The 21819-nt window shown below is 40.6% G+C and carries 16 protein-coding genes and 1 pseudogene; 9 read left to right on the top strand and 8 right to left on the bottom strand.

The window, feature by feature from the left end:
• Positions 1-11 precede the first annotated feature (11 nt).
• The 5 genes from N824_RS02185 to N824_RS02165 are packed head-to-tail and all read left to right on the top strand — an operon-like array spanning position 12 to position 5427.
• A complete protein-coding gene (locus N824_RS02185) occupies positions 12-1295 on the top strand; it encodes an oligosaccharide flippase family protein (protein ID WP_161662250.1) in 1284 nt (427 codons plus the stop codon).
• Positions 1288-2217, top strand: a complete 930-nt coding sequence (locus N824_RS02180) for a glycosyltransferase family 2 protein (RefSeq protein WP_048903505.1) — start codon at positions 1288-1290, stop codon at positions 2215-2217. Before N824_RS02185 ends, N824_RS02180 begins: the two co-directional genes overlap by 8 nt.
• Positions 2218-2236: 19 nt before the next feature.
• Positions 2237-3628, top strand: coding sequence for an O-antigen ligase (locus tag N824_RS02175; protein ID WP_048903504.1), 1392 nt, complete (start codon positions 2237-2239; stop codon positions 3626-3628).
• On the top strand, positions 3618-4310 hold the full coding sequence (locus N824_RS36385) for a DapH/DapD/GlmU-related protein (protein ID WP_048903503.1): 693 nt from the start codon (positions 3618-3620) through the stop codon (positions 4308-4310). The genes N824_RS02175 and N824_RS36385 overlap by 11 nt, the downstream gene beginning before the upstream one ends.
• A gap of 1 nt (position 4311) precedes the next feature.
• Entirely contained in the window at positions 4312-5427 is a 1116-nt protein-coding gene (locus N824_RS02165; protein WP_048903502.1) for a glycosyltransferase family 1 protein, read from the top strand.
• Here the strand turns inward: N824_RS02165 and N824_RS02160 are convergent.
• The 4 genes from N824_RS02160 to N824_RS02145 form a co-directional block, all read right to left on the bottom strand.
• Positions 5392-6333: a hypothetical protein gene (locus N824_RS02160; RefSeq protein ID WP_048903501.1), complete on the bottom strand. Its 942-nt coding sequence runs from the start codon at positions 6331-6333 to the stop codon at positions 5392-5394. The two genes, N824_RS02165 and N824_RS02160, sit on opposite strands and share 36 nt — an antisense overlap.
• A gap of 10 nt (positions 6334-6343) precedes the next feature.
• A complete protein-coding gene (locus tag N824_RS02155; protein WP_235206972.1) occupies positions 6344-7606 on the bottom strand; it encodes an MBOAT family protein in 1263 nt (420 codons plus the stop codon).
• 128 nt (positions 7607-7734) lie between these two features.
• The gene (locus N824_RS02150) at positions 7735-8838 is read right to left on the bottom strand and encodes a glycosyltransferase (protein ID WP_048903499.1); all 1104 of its coding nucleotides are present in this window, start codon (positions 8836-8838) and stop codon (positions 7735-7737) included.
• Positions 8839-8840: 2 nt separating this feature from the next.
• On the bottom strand, positions 8841-9779 hold the full coding sequence (locus tag N824_RS02145; RefSeq protein ID WP_048903498.1) for an NAD(P)-dependent oxidoreductase: 939 nt from the start codon (positions 9777-9779) through the stop codon (positions 8841-8843).
• Between the two features lie 308 nt (positions 9780-10087).
• On the opposite strand from N824_RS02145, the gene N824_RS02135 reads away from it, so the two are divergent.
• From N824_RS02135 to N824_RS02120, 4 genes are read left to right on the top strand one after another with little or no spacing between them, the layout of a single operon-like run.
• Positions 10088-11323: a glycosyltransferase family 4 protein gene (locus N824_RS02135; RefSeq protein ID WP_048903496.1), complete on the top strand. Its 1236-nt coding sequence runs from the start codon at positions 10088-10090 to the stop codon at positions 11321-11323.
• Positions 11324-11365: 42 nt separating this feature from the next.
• The gene (locus tag N824_RS02130; protein ID WP_048903495.1) at positions 11366-13033 is read left to right on the top strand and encodes a capsule assembly Wzi family protein; all 1668 of its coding nucleotides are present in this window, start codon (positions 11366-11368) and stop codon (positions 13031-13033) included.
• Positions 13034-13072: 39 nt separating this feature from the next.
• Positions 13073-15409 (top strand): SLBB domain-containing protein, encoded by a 2337-nt coding sequence (locus N824_RS02125; RefSeq protein ID WP_048903494.1) that lies wholly within the window; start codon positions 13073-13075, stop codon positions 15407-15409.
• Position 15410: 1 nt separating this feature from the next.
• Positions 15411-16496 carry a hypothetical protein gene (locus N824_RS02120; protein ID WP_048903493.1) on the top strand — a complete coding sequence of 362 codons (1086 nt, stop codon included), beginning with the start codon at positions 15411-15413 and terminating at the stop codon, positions 16494-16496.
• On the opposite strand, the gene N824_RS02115 is transcribed toward N824_RS02120, so the two are convergent.
• From N824_RS02115 to N824_RS02100, 4 genes and pseudogenes are all read right to left on the bottom strand, one after another.
• Positions 16456-18162, bottom strand: coding sequence for a capsule assembly Wzi family protein (locus N824_RS02115; RefSeq protein ID WP_048903492.1), 1707 nt, complete (start codon positions 18160-18162; stop codon positions 16456-16458). The genes N824_RS02120 and N824_RS02115 overlap by 41 nt on opposite strands.
• Before the next feature lie 12 nt (positions 18163-18174).
• A pseudogene (locus tag N824_RS02110) lies at positions 18175-19863 on the bottom strand (capsule assembly Wzi family protein).
• Positions 19860-20513, bottom strand: a complete 654-nt coding sequence (locus tag N824_RS02105) for a hypothetical protein (RefSeq protein ID WP_152541965.1) — start codon at positions 20511-20513, stop codon at positions 19860-19862. The pseudogene N824_RS02110 and the gene N824_RS02105 overlap by 4 nt, the downstream one beginning before the upstream one ends.
• 127 nt (positions 20514-20640) lie before the next feature.
• Positions 20641-21789, bottom strand: coding sequence for an MraY family glycosyltransferase (locus N824_RS02100; RefSeq protein ID WP_048903489.1), 1149 nt, complete (start codon positions 21787-21789; stop codon positions 20641-20643).
• Positions 21790-21819 lie beyond the last annotated feature (30 nt).

The raw sequence follows: 21819 nt of genomic DNA, 5'->3' as shown, positions 1-21819 counted from the left end.
ATATGCTAAATTTGACGATTCATCTATCAGACTTGAAACAATTTTTAACAGGTTCATACAACCGTATAAAAGACACCAATATCTTATCAAATTTTGCGAATCTGAGTAGCATTCAGCTTTCGAATATACTGTTGTTAATTATTATCTTTCCGATCATTACCCATAAAATTGGTATCGAGGCCTTTGGTTTTGTAATGCTTGCCAATTCATTTTCTTCATTAGCTGGAATCATTGTCAATTATGGCACAAATCAAACAGGAATAAGGGACATCGCAGGAAATCTCAAAGACCCTGAAAAACTAAGAGCGGTATTCTATAATACCTTATGGATAAGATTATTATTCTTTATTGCATATATCCTGGTTGTTTATATAATGCAATGGTTCAACATCAAGTATTATTTATTTATACTTTACGCCATTCCATTGGTACTCTCAGAGGTACTGAATCCTCTCTTTTTCTTCATAGGAATTGAAAAATTAAAGTTTTACAATATTTCAAATCTAGCTTCGAAAGTATTGTCTATTATTTTGCTCATCTTCTTTATAAAAGATGCCCAGGATGCGGAATGGGTAAATTTTATTATGGGAATGGCCACGGTGGTTACTTTTTCATACCTCCTGCTCAATGCAATCCCGAAGTTTAGGCTCTCCTTTCAACTTCCGGTAAAGACTGATATTTGGAGAATTACCCGAGACAATTTTTACCTGACAATAAATAACATCTCTACTAACCTGCAACAATCTATTATTATTTTTGCCCTTGCTAAATGGGGCAATGCCTCCTGGCTTGGAGCATATACACTTTGCGATAAAGTAGTCGGCTCTTCCAGGATTCTGCTCATTACTGTATCCAATGCCGTTTATCCAAAATCTGCCCAGCTATATAAGGAAAGTACCAGATTATGGAAAGTATACCGACAACGAATGCAATTCATTCTCGCAGGGATTTTCTTTGTCGGGTCTGTTCTTCTCTTTTTCTTTGCGGGTTTTGCTGTTCGGGTTCTTTCAGGAGAGGAAAATGAAACAGCCATTATCTATTTAAGGACAATGGCATTATTCCCTGCTATTTCTGCTTTAAACGTATTAAATGTACTAGATCAACTGCTCAAAAATAATAGTGTTTACATTTTCAGGATCGCAATGATCATGTTTGCATTTTCTGTGGCTCTTGCATTCCTGCTCTTACATTATGCCAATTATAAATGGTTTGGTTCATTTACAGTAATTATTGAACTTTGCGCTTTGTTTATGTATCAATATGTGGTAAAGAAACCCGCCATCCAAAATGTCTAAACCTGTAGCCCTGATCCTGCTCAACTGGAATACTCCGGAGTACACCGCTGATTGCATAAAATCTGTACTTGAATATTGCAATCCTGATCATTTTGACATCATTGTAACCGATAATGGATCTACAGATGGTTCTCTGGAACTTTTGCAAAGTCAATTTCCCGAGCTCGTTTATCTCGACAATAAAGAAAATCTGGGTTTTGCAGAAGGAAACAACCGTGCAATTGATTACAGCATCAGTAAGGGCTATACCTACTCGCTGATCATGAATACGGATACGCTGGTTGATAGCGATATCATCAGCAAAATGCTGCTGCACCTCCAAAGCCATCCCGAAGCTGCCGCGGTTCAGCCTGCTATTTATTGGATGCACGACAGAAACAAGATCTGGAATGGCGATTCGTATGTAAACTTTGTACTTGGGTTTACCTATAACAAAAAGAATACTCCTGAATCGTCGGGTGAGCAGGACTATAAAAAGGTAGAATGGGTTACGGGCTGCAGTTGCCTGATAAGAAACGAGGTATTAAAACAAACAGGAGGCTTTAACAAGCAGTTCTTTTTATACTATGAAGATGTGGAACTCTCTTTCCGGCTCCGTGCACAAAGTTATGAACTGCATTATCTTCCTTCCTGTAAAATGTACCACGAAGCGGGCGCTTCCGGAAAGTCGAAACAAAACAATGAGGGCACTTTAAGCCCTGTTATTCATTACTACGTAAATAGAAACAAGATCTGGTTTTTGCGCGGATATGGCAAACCATTATTCTATCCCCTGGTATTTTTGTACAATGCACCCTACTACCTTGCCTTATATTCTTATTTTAAGCTAAGGGGAAGAAATAAAAAAGCTGAATATTTATTTAAAGGATTGAAAGATGGATTTTTCACTCCGAAAAACTTAATTTGGCCACCGAAACCGTAAATTCAACAAAGAGCTAACTATGTTTATTTTTCCCCTGATCTTTATTTGTTCTTTTGTAATGGCAGTAAGAGAGATCTTAAGGGGAAATTCAAGCGGCTTGCTGCTGTTCATGATCTTCGGCCTCTCCATCTACACCACCACCATGTCGGTTACGTTTATGCTGGGCCTGAAAAGCATTATTCCTACCATGCAGTTTTTTAAAGAGGCATTGATATTTGGTGTACTCCTTTTAAATCTGGCCAACTTAAAATATCGACCCCGGTTTCACCTGATCGATTACACCATAATGGCCTTCTTGCTGTATCTGATCCTGTATGCATTGCTGCCGATAGGTGAACAGGGGCTTTTCGACCGACTAATTGCACTTAAAAGTACGGCCTTTTACATCATGGTATACTTTGTTGGGCGCACCATAGATGCAAAAGAGATCTACATCAATAAATATTTCAATTATCTGGTGCTGCTCACCATCGCCGCCGGAGCGGTACTGGTTGTAGAACTCCTGATGTACCAGCAATTGCAATTGCGCACCGGCTATGCCGAATACAATTATTATTTTTTTAACGCTGAGCCCAGCGGACAGTATGGGATCAGTACAACTTTTGATTCTGACAGTGGCTACAGGCGTTTCGCCAGCTTTTTCACCAACCCGCTTGAACTTGCAGCGGCTTCCATAATTTCGTTGGCTGTTATAGCTGGCTTATACACTACTGACAACAATAAATTGAGGATCAATAGCGTAGGAATGCTGGGATTAGGCGCTTCCTTTTTAGCCATACTTTTCGCCTTATCAAGAGCACCATTGGCCAGTTATTTTGTGGTGATTTATGTATACGCACTGCTCACCAAAAGAAAAGCAATAACCCACATTATTCACCTTGGCTTTTGCGTAGTGGCCATTTATGTGGCTTATTTATTCTGGCAATTTGAACAAAATCATGAGGGTATTATTCAAATTCTGATTAACACCATTGATTTTAGTGACCCTTCCAGTATCGGACACCTTCAGCAATGGGTAGAAGGTGTATTGGCGATAATCAACAACCCCATGGGACTTGGTTTAGGTTCATCCGGAAGGGTGGCGGGAACCCTGGGTGAAAACGTTGGTGGCGAAAATCAATACATCATCATTGGTGTCCAAGCCGGCATCATTGCTTTATTGTTATACCTGTGCATATATGTAATGGTGATCAGAACGGGTATAAAATGGCTACCTAAACTGAAAGGTAAAGAAAGACAGGTGTGTTTAACCGTGTTACTGATCAAAATCGGTTTCATCATTCCATCACTGACCTCGGAATTTGAAGGTTCAGCATACATTTCTTACATTAACTGGTTCTTAACCGGTTTGCTGATCAATATGATCATGAAACCAGTGATAACCCAAACTAAACCTGCTGATGATCATTGAGAAATTGATAAGAACATTAAAAGGAGACCCTAACTATAAATGGGAAAGCCCTTATTCTACGAGAGACCTATTCAATGTGAGTTTTCACAGATTTGTACAGGTAGTTAGAGGAATATTCCTAAAACCTTTACTAAAGAAATCATCGGGCCTGATCTTTATTGGCAGTAATGTAAAAGTACGCCATGCTTATCAGCTTACGGCAGGGAAAAACCTGATTCTTGAGGATGGAGTGAGCATCAATGCCTTATCTGAACAGGGCATCATACTGGGCGATCATGTTTCTATTGCGCGTAATTCCATCTTGTTTTGTACCGGAATTATTGCCCAAAAAGGTACCGGTATTACCATTGGCGACAGAACAGGCATAAGTGCCCGTGCTTACTTTGCCGGGCAGGGTGGCATTACCATTGGCAATGACGTGATCATGGGACCAAATGTGCAGGTTTTTTCCGAAAATCATGCTTTTGCCGACCCCACCCTGACGATAAAAGAACAAGGTGTAATTAAGGACCCGGTAGTGATCGGGAACAATTGCTGGATAGGTGGTGGCGCCACGATTCTTGCCGGTGTACACATTGGTGATGGTTGCGTAATTGCTGCAGGGAGTGTGGTTACCAAATCTGTAGCGGCAAATTCCATTGTGGCAGGCGTACCGGCTAAGGTTATTAAAAGCAGAGTGTAAGATGCCGAAGCCATTGATCATAGGAGTAGATGTCCGCGACTTAAGATTAGCCAGAACAGGTACCCGTACCTATCTGGAAGAATTGGTCAAGGAATTTAAAAAAATGAATGGCAATGGGGTTCAGTTTCATTTCCTGGACACTGATTTTCCGGTTTATATGGGCAATAAAAAGATATTCAAACTTATTGAACATACCCGGTATCAGCTCTGGAAACAACTGATCTTACCGATAAAGGCATTCTCAAAAAATTGCAATGTTGTTTTCTGCACCGACAACTTTGTGCCGCTGATTCATTTGGGTTACAAGACCATACCTGTTTTTCATGATGCCTTCTTTTTTGAAAATCCTGAGAATTATGGGCGCCTATGGCTTTCGCTCTACAAAAAAACGGCCATTCCTGCTGCCAAACGTTCTCCTTTTATAGTTACCCCAACAAAATACGCCAAAGATCAGATCGCCCGTTATACCGGTATTGCTGAAAAAAAACTGGTCGTGATTTACGAGGGACCAAAGTTTCTTGAAGATCATGGCTCCAAATCAAACACCAATATCATTCCTCTTGACTGCCCTTATTTGCTGCATGTTGGTACCCTATTCAAAAGGAAGAACATTCCTGCCCTGATCAATGCCTTTAAACAGATTAAAGCAGCGGGCTATCCGGAGCTGAAGCTAGTACTGGCAGGTTCCTTCCCGGCAAATAGCCAGGAAAGTGATCAAGGCTTAATTGTAGATACCATTGAAAATTCCGGACTCAGCGACCAGGTTGTGCTTACTGGTTATTTGTCGGACGGGGAACTGGCCTCGATTTATAAAAATGCTTTAATGTATGTTTTCCCTTCTATAAATGAAGGCTTTGGGATTCCGATACTAGAGGCTTTTAAATATAATTTGCCCGTGCTTGTATCCAATAATACCAGCCTTCCTGAAGTGGGTGGCGATGCGGTGCTGCAATTTAATCCCTTTGATATCGCCGATATGTCGTTGAAGATAAAATCTGTACTAGATGATGAACATCTCCGGAAGGAAATGGCGGACAAAGGACGGCAGCGTTTGGCCGGTTTCTCCTGGGAAAAGGCAGCCTTAGAATTGATCGAAGTATTTAGAAAGGTCGTTTAATAAGGTTTTTGTCCACAATGCGGCACCCGTAGCATTTAAATGTGAGGTGTCGTGAAAAAGCTTGCATTTACCCTTAAATGCTGCACTGCTTCCATAATCAAGATAATTAACATTCATTTTTGTCAGCAGCTGGGTGAGCTTTTCTTTATAGTCATTTTTCTCATTCTCATGCGCTTCTATTAAAGGAGTTGTCGTAATCAATAGCTTCACTTGTTTTGACTGTATATAACTGATCAGTTTTATCAGGTAATCGATCTTATTTTTATCAAAGGCGATTTTTCCCCTATCCGCTTCTTCATGATTAGCAGTTCCTGTACACATGTCTCCTTCTACCGGGTCATAACCCAAGCTCTTCATGCTTTTGCCATAGGAATGACCATAGGTATTTAAAAAGATATAGCCTAGGGTGGAATTGAACCTATATAAATGAGATTTGGCTTTTAAAGCTGCCCTATCCGGAATTAAGGAAATGGTGGAATCAATTACAGAATTAGCGTGATAATAAGGCAATAAGATCGCGAGCCTTTCATAATCCGTAGGATCATAACGCAATTCATTGTAATCTAAATTCAGGATAATGAGTTCAGGTTGATATCGTGATAAAATGGTCTTAACTAATGGATAGGTATACAAAAGGCTTTGCCCCTGGTTCCCAAAATTGAAAACGGATTTCGACAAGGTTTTTGCCATTAACGGCGCATCAAAATGTTGTGCGGCATGAGAGTTACCAAAAATAAGGACCTGCTCTTTACCGTCCTTTATGGCATGTGAAGTGGTAAAATATTTCCCGCTGCGTTGTTTATTAAACAAGTACTTTAGCACCTGCCCTCCCGCTAAATCCGCAACTATCAAGGCAAAGGCTAAAACCAATAACTTAACTAAAAGTGTTTTTACTTTTTTGCTCATCTCCCTTGATTTAGAACTGGAAATAGATAAACTGTCCCTCACTAAATACCCCGAACAGCATAATGATCATTGCGATAAGGGTATAATAACAATATCTGGTTACCAGATTATTTGGCAATAATTTATATAAATGCGGCTTGTATTCCGTTATAAACTCGAAAAACATCAATGCCATGATGGCTACACAGGCATAGTAGAAATGATCTTTAGGGTTTCCGGGATAGAACGGCCCTTCAAATCTGATGATCTTACCCAATATAGAAATGGCATCGGAGATATTGGATGCGCGGAAGAATACCCAGGTAATGCAAATCAAAGAAAAGGTAAATATGGTTTTGAGTCCTGTTTTGATCAGGTTATCTCTTTTTGATGACTTAGGGATCATGGATTCGATAATCAGCAATACCCCATTCAAAGCACCCCATACCACATAGGTCCAGTTGGCACCATGCCATAGCCCGCTGATTAAAAATACGATTAACAGATTACGATATACCAAAACCTTACTTTTGACCTTGCTCCCGCCCAACGGGATATACACATAGTCTTTAAACCAGGTGGACAAGGAAATGTGCCACCTGCGCCAGAATTGAGAGACAGAGGTAGCCAAATACGGTCTGTTAAAATTCTTCATTAAATCAAACCCCATCACCCGCGCCGCCCCAATAGCAATATCGGAATAGGCAGAAAAATCACAATAGATCTGAAAGGCAAAAAAAACGGTTGCACATGCCAGCGACTGGCCGGATTGGGTAGCGGAGTTGTTATAAATGGTATCTACATAAATCCCAATTCTATCGGCAATGACCAGCTTTTTTAAGAATCCGATCAGCATTTGCTTTAGTCCGGAGCTCACTCTTTCCAGGCTAAATTCATGCTTTTCATGGAACTGATGCAGGAGGTTCTGCGGTCTCTCTATAGGCCCTGCCACCAATTGGGGGTAAAACATTACAAACAAGGCATAAATCCCAAAGTTTCTTTCGGCTTTCTGATTACCACGGTAAACCTCTATGGTATAACTCATGGCCTGAAAGGTATGAAAGGAAAGCCCTATGGGTAGCAAAATGGCTAAATAAGGAAATACTGATCCTATGTTGTCATTTATAAAATTGTAATATTTAAACACACACAAGACACTGATATTGGCGATCAGGCTGACGATCAGGAATACCTTTCTTTTGTGCCCTGAACTATTTTCGATGTAAATTCCTGCAAAATAATCGATGACAATTGTGAAGCCGAGTATCAATATATATATCGGCACAAAGGCCATATAAAAATAACAGCTGGATAGCAAAAGCAACATCCAGCGGAATTTATGAGGCAATACGTAAAATAAGGTGGTTACAGTTATAAAGAAGAATATGAACTGGACAGAATTAAATAACATAGGCTTTTCTGCTATTTATTTAAAAACACTTCTACATGCTCGTCGGCTACATTCTCCCAATTAAAGACACTTAATGCACGCTCCTGAGCTCTTTTAGCTAATGTCAGCATTTCGGAATAATTATCTTCACAATAATTGATTTGTTCCGTTAAAGACAGGATATTTCCTTTTTTAAACATCCTTACGGTATCCTGTACGGCATATTCATTCTCTTCAATATCGCTTACAATCATCGGGACATTTAAACCCATTACGCTCAGCACAACGGGCGACAAGCCCTCTACATCTGAAGGCTGGATATAGCAATAGGCATTTCTGATGAGTGTATTTACCTCGTCACCATATACAAATCCGGGGAACAACACCCTTTCATCTCCCATATCCATAATTTGCTGTTCATAAGGAGAAGGATTTGGCGATCCGCCGATAAGGACCAGTTTTTTGTTGGAATTGGAATTTTTAAATGCCGGTATTAAATAATGCAGGCCTTTGTCAGGAATAAACCGGCCGATAAAAAGATAATACTCCTGTTTTTCGAGGTTATTCTTTGTCAATATTTCAGGCACATCTACCCATGGTGCCACTTCGCTCCCAAAGGGGATGAAAGTGTACTCCTTTTTAAAGCGTTCTTCAAATAGTTTTTTGGCAATCACATTGTCGAAGATCACCTCATTAGGCAGGTGAGCGGTTAAATAGGCCGAAAGCTTAAGGTACAGCTTACCATACCAGGGCCATTTGTCGCGCTTCCAGTCTACCCCATCCTGACTGATAAATACCTTTTTCCCAAAAATACGTAATGGCAATGCCCAGATACTGTTCCCCCCGTTTTGGATGTGAACGATATCTGCAGTATTGTTTACAATAATATCCCAGGTACACTTAAAGGAATGCAGTAAAGTATCAAAACCTGTTCTTGAAGTTGTTTTGAAGGTTTTTATTTTTACGCCCTCGTATTCTTTAACGTCTACAAAAACATCAGGGTATTGTCTGTTATAAGCTACAACGCTGTGTCCACGCTTAACAAGCCTTGGAAACAGCTCCATGGCAAATTTATCTGCACCAGCCGCTCCTTTTGCGGGAGGCATCGACCTGAAGCCAAAAGCCGCAATACGCATAATTAAAGACTGATGGTTTCCTTTGTAGCAGGAAGGTTCTCTTCCAGGTATTCAGCGTAATAGTTATCGATATACTCTCTTAAAGCAACCTTCCAATCACGCATGATGTTCAAATCCCTTAAAGTCAGTTTTTTATTGATCAGGCGCTCTGAGGTAGGTCTCGGCGCAAAATAAGTGTCTTTAAAGTAATCTGACGAGACTTCTTTAAAAGTTACTTCTTCTGATAAGCCCAGAATATTTACCAGCTCCTCAGCAACTTCACGTCTGCTGGTCTCGCCGTTACATACTAAATTATATAGCCCCCAATATTCCTTTTCAAATAACAGCTTTACATTTTTTGCAAAATCAACTGTGAATGTTGGTGTTCCATCTTTATCATTTACCACATGAAGCTCTCTGGTACCTTTAACCAGCTGCTTGATGAGTTTATTGATGAACTTTTTATCTTTCTTTGGACCGCCGCCCATCATCCAGCCTGCACGGCAAATGATGTAACGTTTGGCATTTTCCCTTACATAACGCTCGCCCATGTATTTTGAGCGGGCATAGTGACCAAGTGGATTAGGTTCGTCCCAATCATCATAGAATTCTTTCTTTCCATCAAAAATACCTGCGGTGCTGATGTACAACAAAGGGATATTCAATTGATTTGCGATATATACTGCATTTTCTACCGAAGTAGTATTGGTCAGATAGGTATCGTCCTGATTCAGTTCACAATACTCCAGATCTGTATAGGCACCAAGGTGAAAAAGATAGTCGGGGTTAAAGTCGGTTACGTCCTTTTTATATTGTTCGAACTCACGGAAATCAAGAAAACTAAGCCAATTTTCATTGACGTCCTTATCAGTACATTTAAGTTCGTATTCTTCTTTAAAAACAGAGTGAAAGGCTTCACCAAGCATTCCGCCAGCACCGGCAATATAAATTTTCTTCTTCATTAGAGACTTTAACGCCATATTTTTCAATCTTTTAAAAGAGTTGTATGGCAAGAGATTAAATGGTTTGATGTTGACGCCAAAATTAACTTTTTTTTATTACCAGTACAACCTTTTTTAATTCTGTCCAATTTTAACTTGCCTGGCAGAGCAGCACTTTGCATTAAAAAAATTGAAAAATGACCAAAAATGAGTTCATTTTGGTAAAATTTCATTTAATACAAGCATCTTTGAGCGCAAATTACGTTTAACAACGTATGGTGTATAAAAATTATGCCAGTTTATTATAAGTGTTAATTTAGAAGAAACAAATGAATATTCTTGTTGCAAACTGGACCTGGTATCCGAGTGGTGGAGATTGGACCTATGTTGATAACGTCACGAAGCTTTATCAGGAAAAAGGACACCAGGTAATCCCCTTTTCTATGAAGGATCCAAGAAATTTCCCTTCTGACTATACTGAATATTTTATTGAACACATAGATTATAAAAAAGTAAACAAAAAGAGCCTGAGTGATGGGATTAAGGTAGTAAAGAAAAGCATTTTCTCTACCGAAGCGCAGCAGCAGCTGGAAAAGTTATTGGATACGGTTAAGATCGACTTCGCACACATCAATGTGATCCATCACTACATCACTCCCGCGATTTTAAAAACACTAAAGGACCGGGGAATCCCCATCATCTGGACGCTTCATGAATACACACCGATTTGTCCTGAAAGTACCTTTATCAGCCATGGAAAGATCTGCGAAAAATGCTTTGGCGGTGCCTTTCACCATTGCGTAACCAATAAGTGCAAAAAAGGCTCTTATCCGGCAAGTATAGTCGCTGCTCTTGAGAACTATGTTCATAAATATCTGAATTACTATGCTTATGTAGATCACTATGTGTGCCCTTCTGTTTTTCTGTATGAGAAATTTAAATCCTTTAACTTCTTTGAAGAGAAACTTGTGCAGCTTTACCATGGCTATGATTACGAAGAGATTGAAGCGGCAAAAGCACAGATGGCAGTAGCGTCAGATGAACGCTATATTGTATTTGTAGGGCGGCTGGAAAAGATAAAAGGAGCGCATACGATATTGGCGGCCATGAAAGATCAACCGGAGATCCGGTTAAAAGTTATTGGAACAGGGACACAGCAGGCCGAGCTCATGGACTTTGCTGCGAATAACAACCTGAACAACGTGGAATTTATGGGTAAAAAAAGTAAAAAAGAAACCCTGGAACTGATTGGAAGAGCCGACTTTTTAATCTGCCCCTCGGAATGGTACGAAGTGCTTGGCTTTACCGTTGTGGAAGCCATGGCCATGGGCAAACCTGTAATTGGCTCGAAAATTGGTGCGATCCCTGAAATGGTGATTGATGGGCATACCGGATTCTTATTTGAACCGGGTAATTATTCGCAACTTTCTGAAAAGATAAATGAGCTTTACAACAATAAGAACCTGTTATTGCAAATGGGAGCAAATGCAGAAAAACATATTCGCGGTCTTATCAACACCGAAAAACATTTTACAGGATTACAAACGCTTATTCCTTCTCTATAATCATATTTACAATTATATCTTTCATAAAACTATCATCTAAAAATGAATAGCTTACATCTCAAGAAAATCATAGCCCTCTTTTCTGTCCTTGTTATTGGATTTTCCTTTATCGCTTTAAAGAGTGATGCTCAGGTTGTATACGAAAACCCAACAAACCCTGTTTATAAATACCTTTCGCGTCAGGCCCAAAAAGGAAATGTCGAGTTTAATGACCTGATCCAACCGGTGAGCAGGAAACAAATTGCATCGTTATTGACCAGTTTACAGGATTCATCAACTAAACTGACCACAACCGAGCAAAAAGAACTTGCTTTTTATTTACAGGAGTTCAGTGAATTTAGCACCAATGTTAAAGACACCACTACCTTTTTTAAAAAAGACCCTGCCGGCAGGTGGCGGTTCTTATCTGTTACCAAAGACGATTTTCTATTAAGAGGAGATCCGGCGCTGACTTTTGAAACCTTTCAGGGAAAAAATAAAAGCGTTGCTCGTGTAGGAACCGGCTTAACTTTTTGGGGCCATGCGGGAAAGCACATTAGCTTTCAGTTCTATTTTCAGGACATTACTGATCGCGGGAAAGGAATTGACAGCACCCGAATATTTACTCCTGAAACCGGGATCATAAGAACGGCAAACATAAACCCAAATGCAAAGACTGTAAATTACAGCGATTTCAGGGGAAACATTACTTACGCTTGGGAAAATGGGGCAATCAGCTTTGGCAAAGACCAAATGCTGTGGGGCTATGGACAAGGTGGCCGATTGGTCTTATCCGACAAATCGCCAGCCTATCCAAACATCAGGATTGATTACCAGCCACTTAAATGGCTTCGCTTTAATTACATCCATGCCTGGTTAAATTCAGCATTGGTTGATTCAGCAAGATCTTACGATAAGGGTAATCCGCATTTTGGCAATAACAGGGAAATTTACATCCCTAAATTCCTGGCTTCACATACCCTAAGTTTTATCCCGGTTAAAGGCCTAGACCTTAGTGTGGGTGAATCGGTAGTTTATAGTGATAATCTGGACGTAGGATACCTAATCCCGGTAATGTTCTTTAAAGCATATGATCAATACCAAAGCCGCTATAAGCTTTCGACCGGAGCAAACAGCCAGTTCTTCTTTTCTGTAAGTTCCAGAAATCATTTACCCAAAACACATTTATACGGATCCCTTTTTATTGACGAGATCAGAACAGGGGCAATTTTTAATGCTTCAAAAAGCAGAAATCAGATTGGCTACAGCATTGGTGCCTCTGTTACAGATGTACTGGTACCGTATTTAACATTGGGAGGAGAATACAGTCGCATAAACCCATATGCCTACAACAACCTGATCCCTGCACAAACCTATACCAACCAGAGTTATTTAATGGGCGACTGGATTGGACAAAATGCCGACAGGGTTACTGCATGGGTTAATTACACCCCTATCCCCCGTATGATTGCCAGTTTCCAGTTCACAGCCATTAGAAAAGGGCAGGAAGGAAACCTTTATGATCAATACTTTGCTGAACCACAGCCAAAATTCTTAAGCGAGGGCCCGGTAGAAACTCAAAAACAATATTTACTTCAGGTAAATTACCAATTGCTTAATAAATTATATGTTAAAACTTCTTTCATGCACCAGGATGGGGTAATAAGACCTGCTCTGCAAACATCCGCTGTTCCAAACGAGTTTAAGTTCGGCGTATCTTATGGCTTTTAACCCTGAATACTTATATTTGTCATTTATCATAATATCTACATGAACAATAAATTACCCTTTTATATTCTTTTCATTTTCTTCCTGGCTACTTCTTTCCGAAGTAACGCACAGTCTATATCCATGAGTGATATTCAGAATGTAAAAGTAAGCCAGTTGTCGGACGAGCAAATTGGACAAGCCTGGAAAAAGCTACAGGAAACAGGGGTTCCGGAAAGCGAAGCCTATAAGCTGATGATCCAAAAAGGAATGCCTGCCACAGAAGTTGAAGAGTTTAAGAATAGGGTGACCTTACTTGGCTTGAACAAGAAAGGCGTAAAAGTGAGTTCATCTCCTCAAAAAGAAAATATAGATTTTACAAGAGACACAGCCCAAACGGTGATAAAACCTTATGTGGCCCCGAAACCGGCACCTCTGCCTGAGGCGCCGCTAAATGTTTATGGGATGGAGTTCTTTAACCAGACCACCATAAAATTTGAGCCGAATTTTAGCATGGCTACCCCTAAGAGCTATGTATTGGGACCAGGCGATGAGCTGATTGTGCTGGTTACGGGATTAAACGAAAGCAGTGTACGCACCAGGATCACTCCTGAGGGAAATGTACAGATCCCATATGCCGGTATTGTTTACCTGAATGGGTTTACGATAGAACAGGCAACAAGTCTGATCCGTAATAAAATGACTAAAGTATATCCCGCATTGCGCAATGGACAAACACAGCTGGCCGTAAACCTGGGCAGTACACGCAGCATTAAGGTTACACTGGTTGGGGAGGTAAAAACCCCAGGTTCTTACACTTTATCTTCTTTGTCGACCTTGTTTAATGCCCTATACAATTCAGGGGGTCCAAATAACAATGGTTCCTTAAGAAATATTGAATTACTAAGAAATAATAAAGTATATAAAACAGTCGATTTTTACAGCTTTTTGCAAAACGGCTTAATGGACGGAAACATCAGGTTGGAAGATCAGGATGTGATCCGTATTCCGGTTTACAAAAAGAGAGTTGGGATTAAAGGTGAGGTTAAAAGACCCGCTATTTACGAACTTAAAGAAAATGAGCAACTGGAAGACCTGATCAAATATGCAGGCGGATTTACAGATGTTGCGTATCGTGGCATCGCTAAGGTTGATCAGGTAAATGAACTGCAAAGAGAGGTAAAAGATGTGCCTTCTTCTTTGTACAAGAATTTTACACCTAACAATGGTGACCTGGTACAAATTGGTGCGATTACCGAAAGATACACCAATAGAGTGGTTCTGGAAGGCTCTGTATATAGACCGGGCACTTATGAGCTTACAGCAGGATTAAGCCTTTCTGAGTTATTAAAAACAGCCCAGGGATTAAAGCCCGAAGCTTATATGGAGCGTGGATACATTAAAAGAACATTGACCAACCTGGAGAAAGAGCTGATCTCTTTTAATCCGGCAGATGTGGTGAGTGGAAAAAATGATATCCCCTTAATGAGAGAAGATTCTATTATGGTTCAGGACAGGGCTGTTTTTACTTCTGCCCAGAATGTAACCGTTGCCGGGTTTGTTAAGCTTCCTGCTGCATTTACGTATCGAAAAGGCATGAAACTGGCAGATGTAATTGCGATGGCGGGTGGTTTTCAGGATGAAGCTGCTGAGCATCATGTAGAGATTTCGAGAATCATTAAGAACAGTTCAGATAGCGTTGCCAACCAATTGGTGAAGAGCTTTACCATAAATATGAATAAAACCTCAGGGGAAGCACAGAAACTGGAGCTGGAGCCGATGGATTATATCTATGTTCCAAGACTGGTAAACTACCGCGCACTGGGCAACATCAGCGTGAAGGGTGAGGTGTTGTTTCCTGGTGATTATGCCGTGCAAAGAAGGGATGAAACGGCATTGGATCTTTTACAAAGAGCCGGTGGACTGAGCCCATATGGTGCTTTAGAGAATGCCCAAGTGTTTAGAAAAGGTGTACGTGTGAACCTGGACCTGACCAATAAAAGCCAGGATCCAAAAGTAAAGACCAGCATGATCCTTTTACCGGGCGACAGTATCTATATCCCTCGTCAGATCTCTTTTGTAGAAGTTGCAGGGGCGGTAAATAACCCTCAATTTGTAGATTACAATGGCCGTAGCTTTAAGTATTATATCAATGCGGCTGCAGGAGCAAAAGAAAATGCACGATTGAAAGGTGCTTATGTAAAGTATCCTGATGGATTAAACAAACCTGTAAGACGTTTCTTGTTTTTCCGTAATTACCCTTCTGTGAAGCCGGGAAGTAAGATCATTGTACCGGAAAAAGATCCAAATAACAGGTTTAAGCTCGGCTTTGCTGAAATCACCGGTATTACATCGGCGCTGACCGCATTGATCAGTTTAATCGCTATTTTAAACAAATAACATGGCCCAGGAAAATCCATATCCATACGAGCCCGAGTTCTCTTTAAGCAAAGTAATCGGAAACCGCATAAATGACCTTAAATACGTTTTCAGTTTTAAAAAACTGCTTGCCGCTGCAATCATTACGGGAGCACTGCTTGGTGCTTCAAGCGCCTGGCTATGGACGCCTTCTTATACGGCAAGGTTAACTTTTGTAATTGATGACGCTAAATCATCCGGAGCCGGTGGGCTTGCTGCCTTAGCAGGGCAGTTTGGCTTTAGTATGGACGGGATTGGTGGTGGTAGTGGCGTGCTAGCCGGAGACAATGTGCAGGAACTCGTAAAAAGTCAGAAATTAATTAAAGCCACCTTGCTTTCGGCTTATGATACCACACAAACCAGATCCCTGGCCGATCGTTATGCCGAAGTAAATAAGCTGAACAAAAAATGGCTTAAATACAGTACTGATGGAAAGATTATTTCTTTTCCGGTTAATGGTAAGCAGTACACCCGAATTCAGGACAGTCTTTTACATGTGATGACCGAACAAATCCTTGGCGGTGAGTTTGGCATTGCAAAAACAGATAAAAAACTTGGTTTTTTTGAGGTAAATACCACCATGAAGGATGAAAGGCTGGCACAGCTCTTTTGTACCCGCATCATCAAGCAAGCGACGGATTTCTATATCCGTACCAAAACCAGCAGGTTAAGAAGTAATGTAAATCGTTTACAGCACCGTGCAGACAGTATTGGCCTGATCTTAAACCGTAAGACTTATGCGGCATCTTCTGCCAGTCAGGCTTTGTTAGACCTGAATCCAGCTTACGCTTCAGCTAATGCTACTGCGGAGGTAAAGGAGCGCGATAAGATTGTTTTAAGCACCATCTTTACTGAAACTGTTAAGAACCTGGAGGTAAGTAAAACCATGCTGGCTCAGGAAACTCCAACGGTACAGATTGTAGATGAACCTGAACTGCCATTAAAAAAAAACCGGTTAAAATACTCAATGGGTATATTAACCGGTATGCTTATAGGTGGCATTGCGTGTGGTTTCTACATCCTTCTGTTTAGAAGCGATAAGAAACGCCCAGTTCCCCATGAAAGTTAAATACACCGTTGTGAGGGATGTAATATCTGTTGGAAGTTAGATCGTAATCTTTTAATCTCCATTGGTAATTCATGGATCTAATTCCTTGTAGTTTTGCATTGAATAGGAGGTTTCCGTAATTCCATTCGCCCTGTGCCGCTAATGCAAAATCTACCCAGCGTCTGCTTTGACCGTCCAGATCATTGATGCCATAATAGTAAAAATCCATATTATGCTCATAACGCTCAAATGAAAGACCCAATCTTTTTAAGCCTTTAACCCAACTGACATCAACGGACTGCAAATTACCTCCAGGACCGACTCCAGCACCAAGCAACTGCCCTTCATTGGTATATCCATCCCAAACTCCACCATGATAATACCATCCACCGGCCTCCCTTACTAATCTATCGGGTGATTGGGACATTTGTGTAAGCTCTGCATTGATTGAAATAAATTCGTCCTGACGTGCCTTCAATGGCACCAATTTCCTTACCCCAAAAAGATAGGCTCTGGAATGATCCGGAGAGCCGATAAAATCCCTAAAATTATAGGAATTGTCATTAATTCCATATTCGAAATAAACCTCTGCCTTTGCCTTAGTAAATATCCAGCGTGCATATAAAGAAGTCAACTGGTCACGATCGAAAGGGTCTCCGTCATCAGTTTTCACCTTCTGGAACGGAGTGAAAAAAGGCACATAATCCTTAAAGCCATTCAAGTCAGAGTGGTAGGCATTAAATGCCCTGGTAAATCCGAAAAACAATCCAGGAACCCATTTAGGTTGATAAATAATGTTAAAAGCGGAGAGATAACGCCAATCGTCTCTTTTTTCTCTAAACAAATTTGTTCCATTTGCAGCACTTCTAACTTCAAGTGGAGATAAGCCTGTGGCGTTCAATCGCCCCCCGATAACTTGTGCTTCAAAAGATCCTATATAGGTATGAACTGGTCTTACCGTATTTAAAGTGATATGCTTAAATCCCGCACCGGTATTACTCATTAACAATGAATTACGCATCCCGGGACCCCACCATAAATTCTCACTTGAAACTCCTACCGATGCTGGGCCAAAGGTCAATCTAATGCTACTTTGCCCCAATAGTACCTTATTATAGGTCCCATTCCCAAAGCGCTCTGGGAGATCAATATTATTATGCATATTATAATAACGTAACAGTTCTGCATAAGAACGGTCTTTATTAAATCCATCAAAGCTTTTATTTGCTGCGTATACAAATTCTGGCTGTAGCTGAATACTTAAAGGGCCAATTTTCGCAAAGAAACCTCCTGTGATTAAAGATTGATACCCACGCGCAGGGATCATGGCTCCATCGTTCCAACCGTAAGGATGATGGGAGTTGAATTGCTGCTGCCAGCTGAAAGGCAAGATCTGGAACTTTCCCTTTCCATTTGCAAAAGAAAGGGGGCCGTCGAACTTCAACCATCCTTCTTCTTGCAATGAGCTATCCGGATCAAATGCGTTATGCACTTTAAATGCTTCGGTGGGGAATAATGGTCTGCTTGTAAAGGATACTGTTGAATCCAGCTCTCCCAGCAACTGCTTTCTGCGATAATAGTCTTCTAAGACCGGTGTTCCAACAGGAAGTGACTGAGCCTGTGACTTACTTAAATTTAAACCACTGCAAATAACAACAGTAAGGATTGAGTAATATATCTTCTTCATTGTAATGCCTGATTAAAAACGATAGGTAACACCTGCCTGAACCTGTAAGTTAAAGGCATCTCTTCCATTTACCCAAATCGGATCATTAGGCCCCTGAAACAAATACCATTGATAATTTAAGGACTTTATTCCCTGCAGTTTCGCATTGAAAATGAAATTCTTATAATTCCATTCCCCATTTGCCGCGAGGCTCAGGTCAGTCCAATGCCTTCTGGGATCAACACTATCCTCATAGGCATAAAAATAAAAATCGTTATTGTGAACGTAGCGTTCTAATTGCAATCCTATTCTCTTTAGTCCCTTAAACCAACTCACATCCAATGACTGTAAGTTCCCGCCCGGTCCGATGCCTGCGCCGAGCACCTCTCCCCGATTGGTATAACCATGTCGGATACTTTTACTCAGGTACCAGCTATTGGCCGTTCTGATCTTATCAGCTAAGGTTTCCTGCATTTGCGTAACTTCCACATTGATCATGATGTTCTCATCTCTTGATTTGTTGAAGGGAAGAATTTTTCTAAGCCCAAAAAGATAGGCTCTGGATTGCTGCGGTTCAAGCAGTGCGCCACGCAAATCCTGTGTGGAATTGCTGTGTCCATACTCGAAGTAAATTTCGGCATGCTCCTCAGGCCATAGCCACCGCATAAATATGGAACTGTGCTCATCCCGTTGGTTAAGGGATTCGTCTCCCACTACCCGTTTAACCCTTGAAAAGAAAGGAAGATAATCGCCAAAGCTGTTCAAGTCATCGCTATAGGTTTGGGCAGTTCTGGTTATGCCTAGAAATAATCCAGGWMKSMAKWKMNGTYGKKAGGTAACAACAAGTCCCGACAAATAACGCCAATCGTTTCTTTTTGGAACATACAATGGATTAAAAAAATATTCACGTTCAGGTTCAAGCACTCCAAAACCTGATGACTCCAGTCTTCCGGCAATTAATTGGCCTTCAAAAGATCCAATTGGTGTGGAGATCGGCTTCCTGGTATTTAAGGTTAAGTGTTTAAAGCCAGGGGCTGTATTGCTCATCAGAAGAGAACTACGCATGCCGGGTCCCCACCAAAGATTCTCTGTTGAAAGGCCGAATGATAGGGCTTTGTAATTTAACCTGATGCTACTTTGGCCCCAATAAGCTTTATTGTAAGCACTTTTTCCGAACCTGGCCGGAAGGTCTATATTGTTATAAAAGTCGTAATACCTGGCGGCAATTACGTCATAATGATCTTTATCAAAGGTATCAAACCCAGTATTTGCGGCCAAGACCACTTCAGGTCTGAATTGAATGGTAAGCGGTCCGTACTCGGCATAAATCCCTGCACTTAAAACAGTTTGTAAACCCTTTGCAGGAATCATCGCCCCATCGTTCCATCCATAAGGATGGTGTGTGTTTATTTGATTTTGAATACTTAAAGGCAAAAGCATGGCTTTAAACTTGCCCGAATCCAAACCCCAGCTGTGATCAGCATCGAGCAGGTTATACCGTGTTTCATCTTCCAGGTAAAACACATCCTTTTTACCAAAAGCTGATTTAGGCATCACCGGCCTTACCATAAAGGAAACACTGGAATCCAATTGCCCTAGGAGCTGACTACGTCTGTAATAATCCTCTATGCCAGGCGTTCCTACGGGTAAAGATTGAGCCGTTGATTTGAAATTAAAGCTTCCTGCTAATAAAATCAGGGTGGTTAATTTTAAGTATCTCATAACCTGATTGCTTTAATTTTAATATTATCAACCGACCAGCTTTCGTCGCATTTAGGATCAGGAGCATTGCTTTGCTTTAACTGATCAATACATTTAAGGATTAGCTGTTGATCGGAGTGTTTGATTTGTTTAACAATTTTATATAAAGAGGTTCCTCCTATTATACCTGCCATGTTACAAACTCCAGGAAGATTTCTATTAGCCGCACCGGTTTTAGGATTGTTATTATTATTTGGATAATTATGCGGATAAGACTGAGGCTCACAAAAAGTACCGGTTCCGCAGGGCACATTAGAGAAAGTTGTTCTGATGTAACTCTTCCCGTCCAGCATCATCTCCCATAAGTCGGGCCCGTCAGCTATGCCATCTTCACCTTCCTTATTCCCATCCCAGGCATCATGGATATACAAATCAAAAGAGATTTCTATCAAATCATGTTCCGGTAGATTAGTCAACGATAGCTCAAAGCCGCTATTGTTGTATCTACCCAGAACTTTAGAGTTGTTGAACGCTTCAATCTCTCCACCGGAAATACCGGTTAGATTACTTTGTTCAAAATCATTACTATAGACTTCAGCCTGGTTGCGATAGTCCTTTGCACATGATCCAAACAAGATCACACACAAAAAAAATAATAGACATTTATTCATTAAATAGCTTTTTCTTCATACAGGTGTTCATCGGATTCTATGCACACAACTTTAATGCCGTATTTTGCAAAATATAGCAATCCCAGTTTTTGCACCGCAAACTTACCCTTTTTAATAAGGAAGGAGCTTAATTTTCTGAGATTTTCTCAAGCACCCGTTCAGCAAAGCTTTTTTCAGTTTTAGGCATTTTTTCATCCGCTTTAACTGAATTAGATAAGAGAAGAGCTCTCTTTCTAATAATATTTATAGATAAGCTTAAAACGCCATTTAAACTTAACATCAACAGCATGATTAACGAGATCAGCTGTGCATCACCTAGGCTTTGTAATGCCAATGCAGTAACAATAAAAACAACATTTACCGAGGCGAGTACTAATGTAGCCTGCACATGGCTTAAACCCAGTGAGAGCAGGCGATGGTGGATGTGATTACTATCTGCAGTAAAAGGAGAGGTACCGCGCATGATTCTTAATGTAAAAACACGTAAGGTATCAAAAACGGGTACAATTAAAATTGCAGAGACCAGCCCCATACCCGAAGTAACTACAAATGGCCCGGCCATTACGTTTTCAGTAAGACTTATGGTGGTGAACTTAATGCTCAGCACAGCACCAATAAATCCCAACAATAATGAGCCTGAATCTCCCATAAAAATTCTTGCAGGCGTTACGTTAAAAAATAAAAATCCAAGAAGTGCTCCGGCTAGTGCTGTTGCCAGATAGGCCCATCCCAAATCACCCGATTTATAAAAAAGCACACCAAATGTCACACAAAGAATTAATCCAATTGATCCGGCAAGCCCATCGATACCATCAATTAGATTGAAAGCGTTAACAATACCTACAATAAAAAAGACAGTTAAAGTGATACTTGCATAATAAGGCAAATCATAAACTCCAAACACCCCATGCAAGTCCGTTATCCTTATGTTTGCAACCATCGCTACAATAAATGCACTCGCGAACTGTGCAACAAATTTGATACCCGGACCTAAACCTATAATATCGTCTTTTAACCCGATCATAAATAGTACAAGCCCCGCCCCCATTAAAACATTAGCCTCTGGTAGTATGTGGGATGGTATGAATATAGAACACGAAAAAAGAAATCCAGTAAAAATGGCTACCCCACCAAAGTTTGGAATAATGCGTTTATGGATCTTCCTGGACTCATTTGGGTCATCAAACAACCGTTTTCTTAGTGAAACAGTGATAATAGGCGGTATAGCAAAGGCTACAACTAAAAGACTTGTAAGATAAATAAGGGTAAAAAGCATAGGTGCGATTATGTTTGAGAGCAAGAACTA

It is taken from the genome of Pedobacter sp. V48, from assembly GCF_000523515.1.
Taxonomy (GTDB): Bacteria; Bacteroidota; Bacteroidia; order Sphingobacteriales; family Sphingobacteriaceae; genus Pedobacter.
The sequence above is the reverse complement of the archived record's forward strand: the minus strand, read 5'-3'. Positions and strand labels throughout refer to the sequence as shown.

Excerpts from the sequence above, each read along its gene's own strand:
- N824_RS02125 (WP_048903494.1), top strand. The coding sequence starts at position 13,073 with ATGAACAATAAATTACCCTTTTATATTCTTTTCATTTTCTTCCTGGCT.
- N824_RS36385 (WP_048903503.1), top strand. The coding sequence starts at position 3,618 with ATGATCATTGAGAAATTGATAAGAACATTAAAAGGAGACCCTAACTAT.
- N824_RS02135 (WP_048903496.1), top strand. The coding sequence starts at position 10,088 with ATGAATATTCTTGTTGCAAACTGGACCTGGTATCCGAGTGGTGGAGAT.
- N824_RS02155 (WP_235206972.1), bottom strand. The coding sequence starts at position 7,606 with ATGGCCTTTGTGCCGATATATATATTGATACTCGGCTTCACAATTGTC.
- N824_RS02160 (WP_048903501.1), bottom strand. The coding sequence starts at position 6,333 with ATGAGCAAAAAAGTAAAAACACTTTTAGTTAAGTTATTGGTTTTAGCC.
- N824_RS02165 (WP_048903502.1), top strand. The coding sequence starts at position 4,312 with ATGCCGAAGCCATTGATCATAGGAGTAGATGTCCGCGACTTAAGATTA.
- N824_RS02175 (WP_048903504.1), top strand. The coding sequence starts at position 2,237 with ATGTTTATTTTTCCCCTGATCTTTATTTGTTCTTTTGTAATGGCAGTA.
- N824_RS02100 (WP_048903489.1), bottom strand. The coding sequence starts at position 21,789 with ATGCTTTTTACCCTTATTTATCTTACAAGTCTTTTAGTTGTAGCCTTT.
- N824_RS02145 (WP_048903498.1), bottom strand. The coding sequence starts at position 9,779 with ATGAAGAAGAAAATTTATATTGCCGGTGCTGGCGGAATGCTTGGTGAA.
- N824_RS02150 (WP_048903499.1), bottom strand. The coding sequence starts at position 8,838 with ATGCGTATTGCGGCTTTTGGCTTCAGGTCGATGCCTCCCGCAAAAGGA.
- N824_RS02120 (WP_048903493.1), top strand. The coding sequence starts at position 15,411 with ATGGCCCAGGAAAATCCATATCCATACGAGCCCGAGTTCTCTTTAAGC.
- N824_RS02115 (WP_048903492.1), bottom strand. The coding sequence starts at position 18,162 with ATGAAGAAGATATATTACTCAATCCTTACTGTTGTTATTTGCAGTGGT.
- N824_RS02105 (WP_152541965.1), bottom strand. The coding sequence starts at position 20,513 with ATGAATAAATGTCTATTATTTTTTTTGTGTGTGATCTTGTTTGGATCA.
- N824_RS02180 (WP_048903505.1), top strand. The coding sequence starts at position 1,288 with ATGTCTAAACCTGTAGCCCTGATCCTGCTCAACTGGAATACTCCGGAG.
- N824_RS02130 (WP_048903495.1), top strand. The coding sequence starts at position 11,366 with ATGAATAGCTTACATCTCAAGAAAATCATAGCCCTCTTTTCTGTCCTT.